Source organism: Streptomyces sp. SP18CS02, from assembly GCF_036322365.1.
Classification (GTDB): Bacteria; Actinomycetota; Actinomycetes; order Streptomycetales; family Streptomycetaceae; genus Streptomyces.
The window spans coordinates 22,721-37,673 of record NZ_JAQYXC010000244.1; the positions used below are offsets into that span (position 1 = coordinate 22,721).

Here is a 14,953-nt window from a genome sequence, read left to right on the forward strand (position 1 = left end):
GGGTAGGCCGTCATGTGTGAGCTATGTGAACCCCGGCGGGGGTTACTCCCGTGACAGCCGCTACATCGACACCCGGATCACCGCCGACGGGCAGGACGGCTTCGAGGTGGAGCCGGGTCGCTACCGGCTGGTGGTGAGCCGCGCCTGCCCATGGGCCAGCCGGGCGGTCGTCGTACGGCGGCTGCTCGGGCTGGAACCGGCGCTGTCGATGGCGATCGCCGGTCCCACGCACGACGAACGCAGCTGGACGTTCGACCTGGACCCCGGTGGCCGCGACCCCGTCCTGGGCATCGAGCGGCTCCAGGACGCCTATTTCGCCCGCGACCCCGAGTACGACCGGGGCATCACCGTGCCGGCGATCGTCGACGTGCGGACCGGCGAGGTCGCGACCAACGACGTCCCGCAGATCACGATCGACCTGTCGACCCAGTGGGAGCCGTACCACCGCGACGGCGCCCCGCAGCTCTACCCCCCGGCGCTGCGGGCGGAGATCGACGCGGTGAACGAGGTGGTCTACAAGGACGTGAACAACGGTGTCTACCGCGCCGGGTTCGCCGGGACGCAGGAGGCGTACGACTCCGCGTACGAGCGGCTGTTCACCCGTCTCGACTGGCTCTCGCACCGGCTCCGGGAGTCCCGCTACCTCGTCGGTGACACCATCACCGAGGCGGACGTGCGGCTGTTCACCACGCTCGTGCGCTTCGACGCCGTCTACCACGGTCACTTCAAGTGCAACCGGCAGAAGCTGTCCGAGATGCCGGTCCTGTGGGCCTACGCACGAGACCTGTTCCAGACGCCCGGCTTCGGCGACACGGTCGACTTCGAGCACATCAAGCGGCACTACTACCTGGTCCACCGGGACATCAACCCGACCGGGATCGTGCCGACCGGCCCGGACCTGTCGGGCTGGCTCGAACCGCACGACCGTGCGTCACTGGGCGGCCGGCCCTTCGGCGACGGCACGCCTCCCGGGCCGGTCGCACCCGAGGAGGCGGTACCGGTCGGCCACACCCCCCTCACCACCTGAGCCGTCGACCGGGCCCAGGGGCACGCGGCAGCGCGCAGAGGCCTGCCGGCGGACCCCAGCGGCCCGTCGGCAGGCCGGCGGTCCGGCGCGGGGTGTCCGCCAGAAGGGGGAACGGGGGAATCCCGGGGGCCGTCAGCCCCCGCGGTGCGCGCCCGGTGTGTGGCCGAAGGCACGACGGAAGACGTCGATGAAGGCGCTGACGGACGACCACCCGCACCGGTGCGCGACCGCGGTGACCGGCATGTCCCGCGCCAGCAGGACGAGCGCGTGATGGAGCCGCAGCTGGGTGCGCCACTGCGGGAACGTCATGCCGACGTCGGCGCGGAACTGCCGGGACAGGGTGCGGTCGCTGGCCCCGACCTGCCGTCCCAGCTCGGCGAGGGTACGGCCGTCGGACGGATCGGCGCGCAGGATGTCGCACAGCGCGCGCAGCAGGGGCGTGGTCGGTGCGGGCAGGTGCAGCGGCTGCTGGGGCGAGGCCCGCAGCTGGTCGAGCAGGACGGCCCGCAGCCGGACCCGTTCGGGCCTGTGGTCGCCCGGGGCCCGGGTGTAGGCGACGATCAGTTCGCGCAGCAGCGGGCCCACGGCGAGCACCGTCGGGGTGTCCAGGGCGAGCGGGTTCTCGCTCACGGGCAGCCCCACCAGGTGCAGTTCCAGTTCGCCGTGGGCCTGATGGGCGTGGACGGTGCCGGCCGGTACCCAGATGGCGCGAGTGCCCGGGGCGACCCAGGAACCGGCGCTGGTGGTGACGGCCAGCACTCCGAGGCCGGCGTACACGATCTGGTGGTCGTCGTGCCGGTGGGCGTCGATCGCGGCGCCGGGAGCCAGCCACTGGGAACGGGTCGGGGCGACCGGCTCGTGGCGGATAGGCGTCATCGTCTGGCAGTTTATCGGGAGCGCGACACAGGGAACACCGCCGACGATGACGGGGTGCGAAAGAATGCGTCGATCACCCTGCTCTCCGTCGGACACGCCTGCGTCGACGTGTACCAGGGCGCCGTGGCCTCCCTGGTGCCGTTCTTCGTCGCCGAGCGGGCGTACGACTACGCCGCCGTCTCGGGCGTCGTGCTCGCCGCCTCGCTGCTGTCGTCGGTGGTGCAGCCGCTGTTCGGCGCGCTCACCGACCGGTGGCCGATGCCCTGGCTGCTGCCGGCCGGCATGCTGCTGGGCGGTCTGGGCGTCGCGCTGAGCGGGGTGAGCGGCTCCTATGCGCTGACTCTCGCGTTCGTGGCGTTGTCCGGTGTCGGCGTGGCCGCCTACCATCCCGAGTCCGCCCGGGTCGCCCGGCTCGTGGCCGGGGGCAGCGGCCACAGGGCGATGGGCTGGTTCTCGCTCGGCGGCAATCTCGGTTTTGCGACGGCCCCGCTCCTGGTCACCACCGTGGTCGCCGGCGGTGGCCTGGCCCTGACGCCGCTGCTGGTGCTGCCGGCGCTGGTGGGGAGCGTGCTGTGTGTGCCCGTGCTGCGCGCGCTGGAGCGGCGGCAGCCGCCCGGGCCGGGTGCGGCGGTGACGACCGGTGGGGACGACAAGGCGTCGTTCGTGAAGCTCTCGCTGGCCGTCGTGTGCCGGTCGATCGTCTTCATCGGCCTGGGCACCTTCATCTCCCTGTACGCCAAGGAGCGCATGGCCGGCAGTACGGCGGCCGGCACCGCGGCGCTGCTCGTGCTCTACCTCGGCGGCGCGGTGGGCTCCGTGCTGGGCGGCGCGCTGGCCGACCGCTGGGACCGGGTCACCGTCTGCCGCTGGTCCTGTCTGGTGACGGTCGGGTCGGTCGCGGGCGTGGTGTTCGTGCCGGGCCCCGCCCTGTACCTGTTCGTGGCGGCGACCTCGATCGGCCTGTACGTCCCGTTCTCGCTCCAGGTCACGCTCGGCCAGGACTATCTGCCCTCGCGAGTCGGCACAGCCGGCGGCATCACGCTCGGTCTCGCCGTCAGCATCGGCGGTCTGGTGAGTCCCCTCATCGGCTGCGTCGCCGACGCGACATCCCTGCGGACCGCCCTGGCGCCACTCGTACTGATGCCCGCCCTGGGCTGGCTGCTGTTCCGTACGCTCCCCGAACCGGTCCCACCGTCACGGTCCGGGACCGTGACGCCTGTGCCGGGAGGCGACAGCGCTGTCGCCGCCTCTCCCACCCGGCCCGACCACCGCTGACCCGAGCGGATCGACCGACGCCGCCCACCCGCGCGGCCGCGCCCGGAACCTCCCGCTGGTCGCCGGGCCGCCGTCACTGGTGGGGGACGGCACGCACGGGATGCTTGCTCATGATGGAGACCCGGTTGAACGCGTTGATGGTGATCGCCACCCAGATCACCGCCGAGATCTCGTCCTCGTCAAGGTCCCGGCGCGCCGCGTCGTAGGCGCTCTCCTGCGCGAGGGCGTCCGCGGGCCGGGTGGTCGCCTCGGCGAGGGCGAGCGCCGCGCGTTCCCGTGCGGTGAACAGCTGAGTGTCGCGCCAGGCGGCCAGCACCCCCAGGCGCCGGGTGGTCTCGCCGGCCCTCAGCGCGGCGCGGGTGTGGACGTCGAGACAGTAGGCGCAGCCGTTGATCTGCGACACCCGGAGGTTGACCAGTTCCACCAGGGCGCGGTCCAGCCCCGCTTCGGCGGCCACCTCACGGACCGCCTCGGCCGTCCCGGCCAACGCCCGGTAGGCCTTGGGGCTCTGCTTGTCGACATGGACCCGCCTGTCCACCGAACCCGCCTGCGTGTCACTCAAGCCGCACTCCTCCACGGGCCGTCCCGGACCCTCGTACGTTCCGCCGTGCGCCTGACGGGCGCCCGAGGCTTATCATCGGGCACAGTTGTTGAATATGCAATCAATTCGAGGGAGAGGGACGTTCGATGAGCGACGTCGAGAGGGAACCCACCGAGCCGCGCGGCGGATCCACGGAATCCGGCGGGCGTGGGCCGGCGGTCGATGTGCTCCCTCCGCGGGACGTCCCCCTGGGCGGTCCGAGGGCGATGACGGTACGGCGTACGCTCCCGCAGCGGTCCCGCACTCTGATCGGAGCCTGGTGCTTCATCGACCACTACGGCCCCGACGACGTCGCCGACACGGGCGGCATGGACGTCGCACCCCATCCGCACACCGGACTGCAGACGGTGAGCTGGCTGTTCAGCGGGGAGATCGAGCACCGGGACAGCCTCGGCAGCCACGCGTACGTGCGTCCGGGCGAGCTCAACCTCATGACGGGCGGCCACGGCATCAGCCACTCGGAGGTCTCGACCCGGCGGACCACCGTCCTGCACGGGATGCAGTTGTGGGTGGCGCTGCCCGAGGAACACCGCAACGCGGCGCGGGACTTCCAGCACCACGTGCCCGAGGTCGTACGGGTGGGCGGTGCGGACGTCAGGGTCTTCCTGGGCACGCTCGCCGGAATCACCTCCCCGGTCCGTACCTTCACGCCCCTGCTCGGCGCCGAGGTCGTCCTCGGCCCGGGCGCCACGGCGACCCTGTCCCTCGACTCCGCCTTCGAACACGGCCTCCTCGTCGACCGGGGGGACGTCCGGGTGGCGGCGACCCTGCTGCGCCCGGCCGAACTGGGCTTTCTCGCCGCCGGGAGGCACGAACTGACGCTGACGAACGAATCGGACGAACCCGCCCGCGCGATCCTGATCGGAGGAACGCCGTTCGAGGAGGAGATCGTCATGTGGTGGAACTTCATCGGACGGTCCCACGAGGACATCGAGGAGGCGCGGAGGGACTGGATGGAGGGCATCCGTTTCGGCGAGGTGCAGGGCTACGACGGCGACCGGCTCCCCGCTCCCGAACTCCCGTCCGTGGCTCTCAAGCCGCGCGGAAGGCTGCGATGACACCGCCGTGGCGGCTCCGGCTCCCTTGCGGGGGCCCGAGCGTCGCGGCCTCTCCCTGCCGCGGCCGAGGGGGCGGCAGCAGCTCGCGGACTCGACATCGGTGGCGATGACGCGTGTGCCCTCCCGGACGAGGGCACCGGCCCCCGCGGGCGCCCTGGCCGCGGGCGGCGCCGGTGACCACGACGACCTCGTCACGGAGTCGCCGGGCCGGACGCGCTCACGGCCTCTCCCCGGCCGCGCCGACGTCGTGCGCGCCATCAGGCCGGACACGTCGGCGTCGCGCGCCCCGCCGAGCCGCCACCCACCCGATCCACACGCCGCCCGATCCACACGGACGCCTCCACGACCGGGCGCACGTCCTGACGCGCAGCGTGGCGTCGGACGGGTCGGCCGAGGGGTCCGGCGTGACGGGCGCGGCCGCGCCGTGGACGAACGGCATCGGGGAACGTTGATCGTGCGGGGGTGGGCAGGGCGTGCCGAGGACCGCGAGGCGGGCACGGACCCCGTCGCGACGGGGGAGACACGACGGGGTCCTGACCCACCCCTTCCCGCAGCCCGCGAGGTCACACCTGCCCGCCGACCGGCGAACCGGTGGGCCGCCCTCCCGCGCCCGCCCTGCCCCGTGCCACCATCACACCGCGTAGGTACCGGAAGCCCCACTGAGAAAGGCAAGGCACACGATGACGCACCCCGCGGCGGCTCCGACGGTCCGGCAGGTGGACCCCAGGCATCGCTACGAGATCCTGGTCGACGGCACGAGCGCCGGCTTCACCGCCTACCGCGACCGTGACGAGCAGCGCGTATTCCATCACACCGAGATCGACGACGCCTTTGCCGGACAGGGTCTGGCCTCGACCCTCGTCCGGAATGCGCTGAACGACGTACGGAACAGCGGGAAGCGCGTCGTGCCGGTCTGCCCCTATGTGGCGAAGTTCCTCAGGAAGCACGACGAGTTCGCCGACATCACCGACCCCGTCACTCCCGAGGTCCTGCAGTGGCTGGACACCGTGCTGACGCGCTGACCGCGTGTTCCGCGGATTTCCGCCCCCTCTTCCGAATGGCGCGGGAGAGGGGTGGGGCGGGCGAGCAGTGGTCGCCGCCGGTGCCAGGGTGCCGTGTCCCCTGGCCTCCCGGCCGTCACCGCGCCCGTCTGATCCGCGCGGACGGGGGAGCGATTCCACCACCGCTCCCGCGGTCAAGAGACCGACAGGGAGTGATACATCGCGCCGTAGTGGGTACCAGCGGTTCGACGTGACGGTGGGTGAGGACTTCGACGCCCGCCCGCCTATGCCCTGCCGCGAGGAGATGCCCCTCCATGAGCACCCCCACCGCTGTCCGTATCACTGGTCCGATACCGGCGTCCGTGCCGTCCCGGAAGCCCGAGGGCACGGGGGGAGCCATCCTCGACGCGACTCTCGACGGCATCTACGAGACCCTGCGGCTCTACCGGCACGGCGCGTTCTCCGTGCCGTGCCCCTCCTGTCACGTGCCCGCCGGTGAACTGTGCCGGGCACGCAGGAGCGTCCACAACGAGCGGCGGCGGGCGCACCGGGCACATCTGGAGGGCACGACGCTGGTCCCGCTCCTCGCGGCGCCGGTCCGGTGATCGCGAGCGCCATCGGGGTGGTGACCTCGGGCCGGGCGCGCGACCTCGGGGGCGCCCGGCCGGGCGCCCCCGGACCGCGGTGACCCGTCTCCGCTCGCGCGGGGCGTCGCGGGCCGGACACGTCCTCACGGACCGGACCAAGGACTAGGCCAGTCTCGTCCAGCGCTGTGAGGCCTCCCCGGCGCACGACTTCGTCACCAGACCGCTGCTCATGCCCAGGTCGAGGCAGCCGCCGCCGTAGTCGCTCCGGAGGCTGCCGTCCGAGCCCGTCCGCCACAGCCGGCCGGTGTCCTGGGCGCAGTCGCCGACGAAGACCGCCTGCCCGAGCCCGTTCGAGTACAGGCATCGGCCGGTCTGCTGGTTGACCAGTCTGAAACCGCCGCCCGACGTGCCCCGCACCGTCCACCGGGCGGTCGCGTCCGAGCACTCCTGGAAGTCCGCAGCACCGTAGACCTGGGTGACGCACCGGCCGTTGTCCCCGTTGCGGTACCGGTATGTGCCGGAGTCGGGTGTCGTGGTGGTCGGGCCGTCGGACGTGCCCGTGGTCCCGCCGAGGGACGTCCCGGAGCCGGAGGAGCCCGACGCGGAGGCACCGGAGCCGCCCGACGTGCCGGAGCCGCCCGGTCCGGCGCTCCCGCCCGTCCCGCCCTGGCCGCCGGCCCCGGCCCCGCCGGTCACCGCGACCGGGGCCCCACCCGCCCCGCCCTGCCCCTGGCCCCCGGCACCCTCATCGGCCTTGTCCCCGGCCGGTGACTTCGTCACAGGTGACGGCGTGCCCGACGACCCGCCCGACGACGGAGTCGAGCCGGCCGTCGGCGGCGTCGGGTGGGCGGGTGCCGACACCGGGGCGGAGGGAGCGGCCCCCGCCCCGGCCCGCGGAGCGGACGTGTACGGGAGGAGCTGGAGCGCCAGCGTCGTACCGCCCGCGACCACGACCACGGGAACGACGGCGAGGAGAACACGGGGACGGCGCCGCCCGGGCCGCCCGGGCCGTTCCGGGCGGGAATCGGCTCCGGGGGCCGGCTCCGCCTGCGGACCCGCCTCCCGCTCTGCTTCCGGACCCGCCTGAGGAACCGTTTCCGGTTCTGCCGCAGCGTCCGCGCCCGGTCCCGGTTCGCCGCCCTTCAAGGGGACGGTCGGTACGTCGATGTTCTGCACGTCCGTGGCGAACGCGGCACGCTCGGACAGGCGCTCGGTGATGGCGGCCGGCCACAGGGGAGCGGTGAACGGGCCGCGCGACGACGCCTGTTCGACGAGTTCGGCGGCGGTGGGGCGGTCGTCGGGGTCCTTTTCCAGACAGGCCGCGACGATGTCGGCGAGCGCCGGCTCCAGCTCGCGCAGCGGTTCCAGGCCGGGCTGTTCGTGGACGATGCGGTACAGCACACCGTGCCCCGATTCGTCGCCGAAGGGCGGACTGCCGCACGCCGCGTAGGCGAGTACCGAACCCAGGGCGAAGACATCGGTGGCACCGCTCAACCGCCGTGTGCCCGAAGCTTGCTCGGGCGCCATGTAGGCCGGCGTGCCCACGACCATGCCGGTCCTGGTGAGCTGGCTCTGTTCGGCCGCCCGGGCGATCCCGAAGTCGATGAGGGTGAGACCGTCGAGGGTCAGCATGACATTGGACGGCTTGAGGTCCCGGTGCACCATGTCCAGGGCGTGCACCGACGCCAGACCCGCCGCCGCTTCCCGCAGCAGCAGCCACAGCGCCCGCGCGGGCAGGGGGCCGCCGTTCAGATCGACGGCTTCCCTCAGGGTGAGCCCCGGTACGTACGCGGTGGCGAACCACGGCGGCCGCGCGGTGCGGTCGCTGGCGAGCAGCGGTGCCGTGGCCTCGGCGGGCAGCCGGGACAGGTTGTCCAGCTCGTGTCCGAAACGGCGTAAGAAGTCCTTGTCCTCGCCGACGACGGAGGCCAGCAGTTGCTTGACGGCGACGTACCGGCCCTCCCGGACCCCGAGGTACACCCTCCCCATCCCGCCGGCCCCGAGCCGGCCAGCCAGCGGAATCGACCCGATCCGGCGCGGGTCCTCCGGTTCCAGCGGCTCGGCGCCGCTCCCCCTCAGCTCCAACACGTCAGCCCCGATAGAATTGGAATCAGTTTCTAGAAATCTACTCTAGAAACAGAAGGGGAGCACCATGAGCCCGAAGCAGCAACGCGGAGAGGTCACAGCCGACTTGCTCCTGGACGCCGCACTGAGCCTCTACGCCGCCGAGGGCGAGCGGGGCGTCACGGTCGGCGCGGTCACCCGGGCCAGTGGGGTCAGCATGGGCAGCCTCTACCACCACTTCGGGAGCGTCGACGGCCTCGTCGCTGCGCTGGCGCACCGCTGGCTGAGCCGGCTGCTGGGGGAGCTGGTCATGTCCCTGCAGAGCGCCCGCACCGCCCGTACGGGGATCCGCGCGCTCGTCAGGGCCTACCTGACGTTCGTCCAGGAACATCGGGCCGCCGCCCTGCTCCTGCACTCCTCCACGGCGGACCGTTACGGCATGGCCCAGGCCAAGGAGGTCCGCGACACCCAGGAGGCCAGGCTCTCGGCCTTCGCCCAGTGGATCCAGCCGCGCGTCGACTCCGGTGAAATCGCCCCGCTTCCGATGCCGTTGATCGAATCCCTGGCCCTCGGCCCGGTTGTAGCGGTGGCCCGTCGCTGGCTCTCGGGCATCGACGACGTCGACCTCGACGAGGCCGCCCGGATCCTGCCGGACCGGATCTGGCGGTCCCTGGCCCCATGAGGTGGCGGGATCCCGCCGGCTCCCGCCCCGCCCCCTCGGTCCGGCGCACCGGGAACGCCCCGCGCGTCGCCGGCACCCCGGGTACGGCGGGAGGCGGAACGGGCCGCCGGGCCGCCCTGGATCCGGTGGCCGGTCGTCTTGTCCGTCATCACCTGATCCGGGCCGGGGGCCACGGTCGCGCGTGCCACCGGGCGACCGCTGCCGTTGTGGCGGAGGCTCCGGCGTTCGGCCCCGGCGAGGCGGGTCAGTTCAGCGGCGCGGGCGGTGGAGTGCCGTAGAAGGTGATCGGCGGCGGCGGTCATGGGGTGCGGGGCGACCGGTCGGGCCGGCCGTGGTGGCGGCGCGTGTACCCGGCGCCCGCGGCAGCGGCCGTGTGGAAGCCCCCCCCGCACCGTCCGATCGCCCGATCTCCGGCAGGCGTACGGCGATCTCGCTCGGTCCAGGGACCGACCCGTGGGCCTCCTCAGAGCGCGGGCCCTCTGCGGGAGTTGTCGAGCCGAGTCCCGCAGGGCGGCTGGGAGCGGGTGAGCATCGACCTGGCGATGGTCGTCCACCCTCAGCCGCGATCAGCGCCCTCGATCCCGCGGCCGGTGCGGGGCAAGCCGATCCGCCTGGTCAGGAGTAGAGCTGGACCGTCGCGTCCGGACCGGAGGCGCTGACGCATTCGATGTACGGATCGGGGGAGCCTTCGCGCTCCACGCACTTCCACGCGCTTCCGTCCACCCGCAGCATGACCGGCGGCTGGTGTGACGTCTCGTGGTACGCCTTCGCCACCCGCAAGGCCATGGGGCAGTCCGACTTGTCCTCCGTCCCGACGGCCAGCCCGCCGTCCCACCCGTTCCCGCAGTACGCCCACTGCGGGGCCGCGGCAGTGCCCGTGCTGCCGATGTCGGGAGTGTCGGCGGTGGAGGGATCCAGACCGGCCGCCCCGGCCTGGGCGCTCAGACCTGCGATTGCGGCGCCGCTCACCATGACCATGGCGGTTGTCCTGATGAAGTCCATGTCGGCCTCCTTCGAGCACGATCCGCACATCCGCCGGACGACGGCCGACGCACGTTCCCTCACCGTACGGCCACTCGGACGGAGCAACGTGAGGATGTACTCCGTATGGGTGAGGCGGATTGCATTCACCCTGGTGGCAGCCGCTGCGTGAGAGGCAGCCGGACGCCGCGGGCGCGGCACGGCGGTTCGGAGCCGGTACCGGCAACCGCTACCGGCCACCGTCCGCGTCGGGCGGAGGTGTCCCGCGTCGCGTCATCAGGGCCCGGCGGGCCATGGGAGAAAGTGGTGTCCGTCGCCCGCCGGCGGCCGGGGAAAAGGAGAACCGGTCGGTTTGCCTGCCCGGCAAGAGACGTGGATCACTGCTCGGACAGGCGCCAGGGGGAGAGAATCTGCGTGGTGGGAGGGACGACGCACCTGGGGAGGTCTGTCGTCTCTCCTGCCCCGGGGTCGCCGTCCGGGGCGGAGGCGCGGGTGACGCGCCGCGACGCGGCCCGGTTCTCCCGGCTCCCGGGTGCAACTCAAAACCACCGCGGGCTCCTTCGCCGGCATCGCTCGGGTCGTCCCGAGGTCCGCACCTCGGCGTGAGTGTGATCTGCTCCGGCACCCCGGGGGAGCGGGATGCCCTCCACCGTAGCGGGGGCGTCGGCGTGGCCGGAGAGGGCCGCAGACGGTTCGCGCGGGTCGGGCCGCGCGCCCGCAGCGCCGGCGAACGGGCCCGGGGAACGCCCGCTGGAGGTGCCGGTTCCCTTGCGACGGCACGGGCATCGCCCCGGACCCTGCCCCGTCGCATACCCCCATCTCGGACAATCACGGATTCCGCGCCTGGCGAGGCACAAGAAAGCGGGGCCGCACCCGTGCCCGGGTCCGGCCCCACTCACCGACATGCGTCGACCGCGTCGTCTACCAGCGATACCACCGGCCGCGGCGGCCGCCGGCCCCGGTGGAACGCATCACGAAGCCCAGCAGCCAGACCACCAGCACGATGACGGCGATCCACCACAGTGCCTTGAGCGCGAAGCCCGCGCCGAACAGGATGAGAGCGAGCAGAAGAACGAGAAGCAGGGGAACCATAGTCATCAACCTCCGTCACGCCGTCTGCCCCCCTCCTACGCCATCACACGTTCGAATTTATGCGTTTCTTACGCGAGGACGGGGGAACAGCCGGTGAGCCCGCGGGCTGCTCTCGCCACCCCGTCCGGGCCCCACATCGGCCGGCGTGGGGCGGACCGTACGCTGGGGCCCGACGCCGCTCGGAACCCGCACGCCCGCCCTCCCGGCGGCCGGACCCGTGCGGAATATTCGTTTCTCCGCCGGGCGTATCCCCCTCACCGTATGGCCCGGCCTGTAGGGCAAATGGCCTGCTTCACGGATGAGTGATGTAGCCGGGATTCCCGGGCGGGCGGATGCCTCCTTGGGGATTCATGAGTGCGCTCTGCACGACCATGAATCTCCGTGGAAAGCCGAAGGGCTACCGGTACGCGGCCCTTCGCCGTGTCCAGGCCGGCCCGCCGCTCCGTCCTGCAGTCGAGGGGCGGGCGGCACCGTGTGGCGGGGTTCCACAGGGTTCGACGTCGACGGCCAGAGCTGCGGATCACGCCGCGAGCGACGCGGCCGACCGCAACCCACGGACAGAGGAGTCGGAAGCATGTCCACGCCTGTCGTCAGCATCTGGGGCACCCCTATGCCGGGAGCTCAGTCCACGTACCCGAAGGCGCCCTCCTGGGACACCAGCTGGCCGCTCGAGGGGGGAACCGCCTGGGTGTAATACAGCACCCCCGGCCAGACGCACGTCCGCAAGCCGGTGATTCTCGCCGACGGCTTCTCCATGGGCGCGAGCGACCCCGACGTACTGTGGAACGGCCTGGAGAACGGGGCGTTCCCCTTCGTGACCAGACTGCGGGAAGCCGGCTTCGACCTGATCCTCCTCGGCTTCGAGGAGCGGTCCGCGTCCATCTACGACAACGCCGAGGTCGCGATCGAATGCATCAAGAAGACGATCGACGAACGTGAGGGCCAAGCCAAACTCGCGGTGGGCGGCTTCAGCATGGGCGGACTGGTCACCCGTTACGCCCTCGCCAAACTGCACCACGAGGGGTTCCGCCACGAGACGGCCACGTACCTGTCGTACGACACTCCGCACCGAGGCGCCTGGCTGCCCCTTTCGGTCCAGGCGTTCGCACATTTCGTGAAGGACCACTGGGGTGCGACGCCCGTCATCGGCGAACTGCTCAGTCGCTTCTCCACCATGGTCAACAGCCCGGCCGCACGGCAACTGCTGCGCTGGCACACCGAGGGCGTCGGTGCCGACGACGGCCAGGACCAGGAACGCACGGACTTCCTCGCCGAACTGAAGCGGGTCGGCAGCTGGCCCGATGGCGTCCGCCGGCTCGGCGTCGCCAACGGCACGGGCACCGGCGCCGGGAACAACATCCCGGCCGGCGTGACCGCGCTGAGCAGCACCGGTCCCGTGCTGGGCGGCACCCGCCTGGACACCCAGGCCACGGGGGAGCAGGTCGTCGCCGTGCTGCAGAAGGCGGGCGACGCCCCCGTCACGATCCGTACCAGCGGCCTGCCCGACATCGACGGCGCTCCCGGAGGCCTGTTCCCCGAAGCCCCCGGCCTCCCCGGCAGGCCCGCCAACTTCGGGACCGCCGCCATGCTGGCCGGTCTGATCGACGGCGAGCAGGCGGAGCTCACCTACAACGCGACCACGTTCGTCCCCACCGTCAGCGCCGTGGCGGCCGGCGAGATCGACGACCACGACACGCTCTACAGCAAGATCGAAGCCGCTGACAGCGAGCTCCACGCCTTCAAGTGTGCGAGCGACAACGAAGGACACACGGTCATGACCGTGGAACTCGGTGAGTGGATCGTGGAGCAGCTCCAGGCCGGATAGCCGGACGGCATGACGGTGACCGTGGTGCGGGCCCGCCGGCCGAAGAACCCGGCGGGATGCGCGGTCACCGTCCTGCCGGGGTTCCGGCAGACGGCGAGCGAGGAGTGCCGACGCCGCTGATCCCCCGCACTCCTCGCGCTACTGGATGCTCCAGCGGTGCGGATGTGCGGGATCGTCGGGGCAGGCGAAGACGTTGAGCTCGCCCCAGCGGCCCACGGTGACCTCCGTGGGCCGGGGGGAGTGGTACGCGGCGAGGTCCCGGTCCTCCAGCGGCCTCCAGCTGCCGCTGCCGCCGTCCCACTCGGAGCTGTCGATGGTCAGCAGCAGCTCCATCGGCGTCGAGCAGGTCAGGCAGTCCATCGCGCAGGGGTCGGTCAGGTGCCAGGACGCGAATCCGCCGGCGCGCCAGCCGGGGGGTATGGACAGGTCGTACTGGTAGGCCGGCGGATCCTCCGCCCCACCGTCCGGTGACTCTTCGCGGGCCTCCTCGGCCTCCTCCTCACGGGCCTCGTCCCAGGCATCGATCCGCGCGCACAGGTCGTCGGGCAGGAGACCGGCGAAGGGGTACGTGACCACCTGCTCGGGGTGCAGGACACACGGCTCCGGAACATATCCGGAGAAGCCGACGACCTGCGGTCGCGGAGGAGCGGCCAGCACCTCGCCGACCTCCCAGGACCGGCGCCAGCGCAGGTCCAGCAGCATGCCGTGCCCGCTCTCGCCGTGCGCGTCGAAGGGGCACCAGAACACCTGGAGCAGGTCGCAGTCGTCCGGACCCGGCAGGAGGTCGGGGATGTCCCGGCGGTACAGCTGGGCAAGGCCGATCAACGGAAGCGGATCGGTTTCACGGGCCTCCGGTACATGGTGCGAGCGCCCCAGTTCCTCCAGGAGCAGTCGGTCCTCATCGGTGAGCGTCGACGCCGGACCGTGGGCCATGGCGGCGGCCAGGACCTGCCGCTCGCGGTGGATGTCGGCCGGGCGACGGCCACGTCCGCGACCGTGCGCCTCGGTGCACAACGGCCACGGCTCGTCCGCCGGCCACAGCAGTGGTCCGCCCACGGAACTGGCCGAAGCGTCCGTTCTCCCCGGTCGTGGGTGCAGCCGGGTGGTCGTCCCGCGGAAGGCGGCCAACTCCGGGAAGAGCGCCTCGATGTCGAGCGGGCGCGGCGGCGTCGTCCTCGTCATGGACGTGATCCTAGACAATGGCCGGTCCCCGGCGCCCGCCCGCCCCTCTGGCCGCCCTTCCTCACCGCATGCCCCGCCGCGTTCGGCGATCCGCGTCGGGCGGGAAGCGGGAGCGGTGGCGGCGTTCGCGTGACGCGGCGGCGGGGACCGCTCCGCCGGCCGGGGGAGGCGCACCCCCGGACACGGGAAGCCGATCGGCGGTGTCCCCCGACTGGTCCGCTCGACAGGTGCGCGTCGCGTCCCTGGCACAGGCTGTGAGCATGACCAGCGATGCCCAAGAGGCGTTCCATCCCGCCCCCATCCTCGTCCTCGGTGTCGTGCCGGACGACCCGCCGTACCGTCTGGTGGAGTTCAACGGGGAGATCGCCGGGCGCGCCTACGACGTGCTGGACGTGATCAAACTGGCCCGGCGGAAAGGGATTCCCCATGTCGACCTCGACGATCCCGCGGTCGTGAGGTGGGTCGGCGGCGGCAAGTACAAGTGGGTGGTCTGAGTGCCGCCTCCCCGACCGGGGGGACTGGAACGAGCGTCGTGGGCGCGGGGCCCTGACCGCAGCCGCAGAGCAGCGGTCAGGGCTTCGTGCGCTTTCCTGGCATCGGTGTGCGCAGGGGGTAGAGGGGCGACGGGCCCGGGCCCCGCTTCTGGTCCGTCGACGCCGATGGCGGCCCTTGCCGGCACACGGCCGGACGAGCGGACGGCCG

The 14,953-nt window shown here is 72.3% G+C and carries 14 protein-coding genes; 8 read left to right on the top strand and 6 right to left on the bottom strand.

Features of this window, described 5'->3' with window-relative positions; translation table 11 throughout:
* Nucleotides 1–16 precede the first annotated feature (16 nt).
* Nucleotides 17–1,027 (top strand): glutathione S-transferase family protein, encoded by a 1,011-nt coding sequence (locus PUR26_RS02650; RefSeq protein WP_443076945.1) that lies wholly within the window; start codon nt 17–19, stop codon nt 1,025–1,027.
* 132 nt (nt 1,028–1,159) lie between these two features.
* Here PUR26_RS02650 and PUR26_RS02655 read toward each other — a convergent pair whose 3' ends face one another.
* Nucleotides 1,160–1,903 (bottom strand): helix-turn-helix transcriptional regulator, encoded by a 744-nt coding sequence (locus tag PUR26_RS02655; RefSeq protein WP_329868719.1) that lies wholly within the window; start codon nt 1,901–1,903, stop codon nt 1,160–1,162.
* Nucleotides 1,904–1,957: 54 nt separating this feature from the next.
* On the opposite strand from PUR26_RS02655, the gene PUR26_RS02660 reads away from it, so the two are divergent.
* Nucleotides 1,958–3,178 (top strand): MFS transporter, encoded by a 1,221-nt coding sequence (locus PUR26_RS02660; protein WP_329868721.1) that lies wholly within the window; start codon nt 1,958–1,960, stop codon nt 3,176–3,178.
* A gap of 73 nt (nt 3,179–3,251) precedes the next feature.
* Here PUR26_RS02660 and PUR26_RS02665 read toward each other — a convergent pair whose 3' ends face one another.
* Nucleotides 3,252–3,740, bottom strand: a complete 489-nt coding sequence (locus tag PUR26_RS02665; RefSeq protein ID WP_329868723.1) for a carboxymuconolactone decarboxylase family protein — start codon at nt 3,738–3,740, stop codon at nt 3,252–3,254.
* Between the two features lie 125 nt (nt 3,741–3,865).
* On the opposite strand from PUR26_RS02665, the gene PUR26_RS02670 reads away from it, so the two are divergent.
* The 3 genes from PUR26_RS02670 to PUR26_RS02680 all read left to right on the top strand — a co-directional run bounded on the left by PUR26_RS02670 (nt 3,866) and on the right by PUR26_RS02680 (nt 6,443).
* Nucleotides 3,866–4,837 (top strand): pirin family protein, encoded by a 972-nt coding sequence (locus PUR26_RS02670; protein WP_329868724.1) that lies wholly within the window; start codon nt 3,866–3,868, stop codon nt 4,835–4,837.
* Between the two features lie 680 nt (nt 4,838–5,517).
* A complete protein-coding gene (locus PUR26_RS02675; RefSeq protein ID WP_329868726.1) occupies nt 5,518–5,859 on the top strand; it encodes a GNAT family N-acetyltransferase in 342 nt (113 codons plus the stop codon).
* Between the two features lie 293 nt (nt 5,860–6,152).
* Complete coding sequence (locus PUR26_RS02680) at nt 6,153–6,443, top strand: zinc finger domain-containing protein (protein ID WP_329868728.1); 291 nt, start codon at nt 6,153–6,155, stop codon at nt 6,441–6,443.
* 144 nt (nt 6,444–6,587) lie between these two features.
* Here the strand turns inward: PUR26_RS02680 and PUR26_RS02685 are convergent, their stop codons facing one another.
* Complete coding sequence (locus PUR26_RS02685) at nt 6,588–8,513, bottom strand: serine/threonine-protein kinase (protein WP_329868730.1); 1,926 nt, start codon at nt 8,511–8,513, stop codon at nt 6,588–6,590.
* A gap of 64 nt (nt 8,514–8,577) precedes the next feature.
* Here PUR26_RS02685 and PUR26_RS02690 point away from each other — a divergent pair, with 64 nt between their 5' ends.
* Entirely contained in the window at nt 8,578–9,171 is a 594-nt protein-coding gene (locus PUR26_RS02690; protein WP_329868732.1) for a TetR/AcrR family transcriptional regulator, read from the top strand.
* 615 nt (nt 9,172–9,786) lie between these two features.
* Here PUR26_RS02690 and PUR26_RS02695 read toward each other — a convergent pair.
* Both PUR26_RS02695 and PUR26_RS02700 read right to left on the bottom strand, forming a co-directional pair.
* Complete coding sequence (locus tag PUR26_RS02695; protein WP_329868734.1) at nt 9,787–10,173, bottom strand: hypothetical protein; 387 nt, start codon at nt 10,171–10,173, stop codon at nt 9,787–9,789.
* 900 nt (nt 10,174–11,073) lie between these two features.
* Nucleotides 11,074–11,250 carry a hydrophobic protein gene (locus tag PUR26_RS02700; RefSeq protein WP_329868736.1) on the bottom strand — a complete coding sequence of 59 codons (177 nt, stop codon included), beginning with the start codon at nt 11,248–11,250 and terminating at the stop codon, nt 11,074–11,076.
* Nucleotides 11,251–11,974: 724 nt separating this feature from the next.
* Between PUR26_RS02700 and PUR26_RS02705 the strand changes: the two genes are divergently transcribed.
* Entirely contained in the window at nt 11,975–13,069 is a 1,095-nt protein-coding gene (locus tag PUR26_RS02705) for an esterase/lipase family protein (protein WP_329868738.1), read from the top strand.
* 138 nt (nt 13,070–13,207) lie between these two features.
* On the opposite strand, the gene PUR26_RS02710 is transcribed toward PUR26_RS02705, so the two are convergent.
* Complete coding sequence (locus tag PUR26_RS02710; RefSeq protein WP_329868740.1) at nt 13,208–14,251, bottom strand: hypothetical protein; 1,044 nt, start codon at nt 14,249–14,251, stop codon at nt 13,208–13,210.
* 260 nt (nt 14,252–14,511) lie between these two features.
* Between PUR26_RS02710 and PUR26_RS02715 the strand changes: the two genes are divergently transcribed.
* Nucleotides 14,512–14,745, top strand: a complete 234-nt coding sequence (locus PUR26_RS02715; protein WP_329868742.1) for a hypothetical protein — start codon at nt 14,512–14,514, stop codon at nt 14,743–14,745.
* Nucleotides 14,746–14,953: the final 208 nt, after the last annotated feature.

What these genes read in the sequence shown, in the direction of transcription:
- PUR26_RS02690 (WP_329868732.1), top strand. Translation starts at nt 8,578, where the DNA reads ATGAGCCCGAAGCAGCAACGCGGAGAGGTCACAGCCGACTTGCTCCTG.
- PUR26_RS02655 (WP_329868719.1), bottom strand. Translation starts at nt 1,903, where the DNA reads ATGACGCCTATCCGCCACGAGCCGGTCGCCCCGACCCGTTCCCAGTGG.
- PUR26_RS02670 (WP_329868724.1), top strand. Translation starts at nt 3,866, where the DNA reads ATGAGCGACGTCGAGAGGGAACCCACCGAGCCGCGCGGCGGATCCACG.
- PUR26_RS02715 (WP_329868742.1), top strand. Translation starts at nt 14,512, where the DNA reads ATGACCAGCGATGCCCAAGAGGCGTTCCATCCCGCCCCCATCCTCGTC.
- PUR26_RS02695 (WP_329868734.1), bottom strand. Translation starts at nt 10,173, where the DNA reads ATGGACTTCATCAGGACAACCGCCATGGTCATGGTGAGCGGCGCCGCA.
- PUR26_RS02710 (WP_329868740.1), bottom strand. Translation starts at nt 14,251, where the DNA reads ATGACGAGGACGACGCCGCCGCGCCCGCTCGACATCGAGGCGCTCTTC.
- PUR26_RS02700 (WP_329868736.1), bottom strand. Translation starts at nt 11,250, where the DNA reads ATGACTATGGTTCCCCTGCTTCTCGTTCTTCTGCTCGCTCTCATCCTG.
- PUR26_RS02680 (WP_329868728.1), top strand. Translation starts at nt 6,153, where the DNA reads ATGAGCACCCCCACCGCTGTCCGTATCACTGGTCCGATACCGGCGTCC.
- PUR26_RS02675 (WP_329868726.1), top strand. Translation starts at nt 5,518, where the DNA reads ATGACGCACCCCGCGGCGGCTCCGACGGTCCGGCAGGTGGACCCCAGG.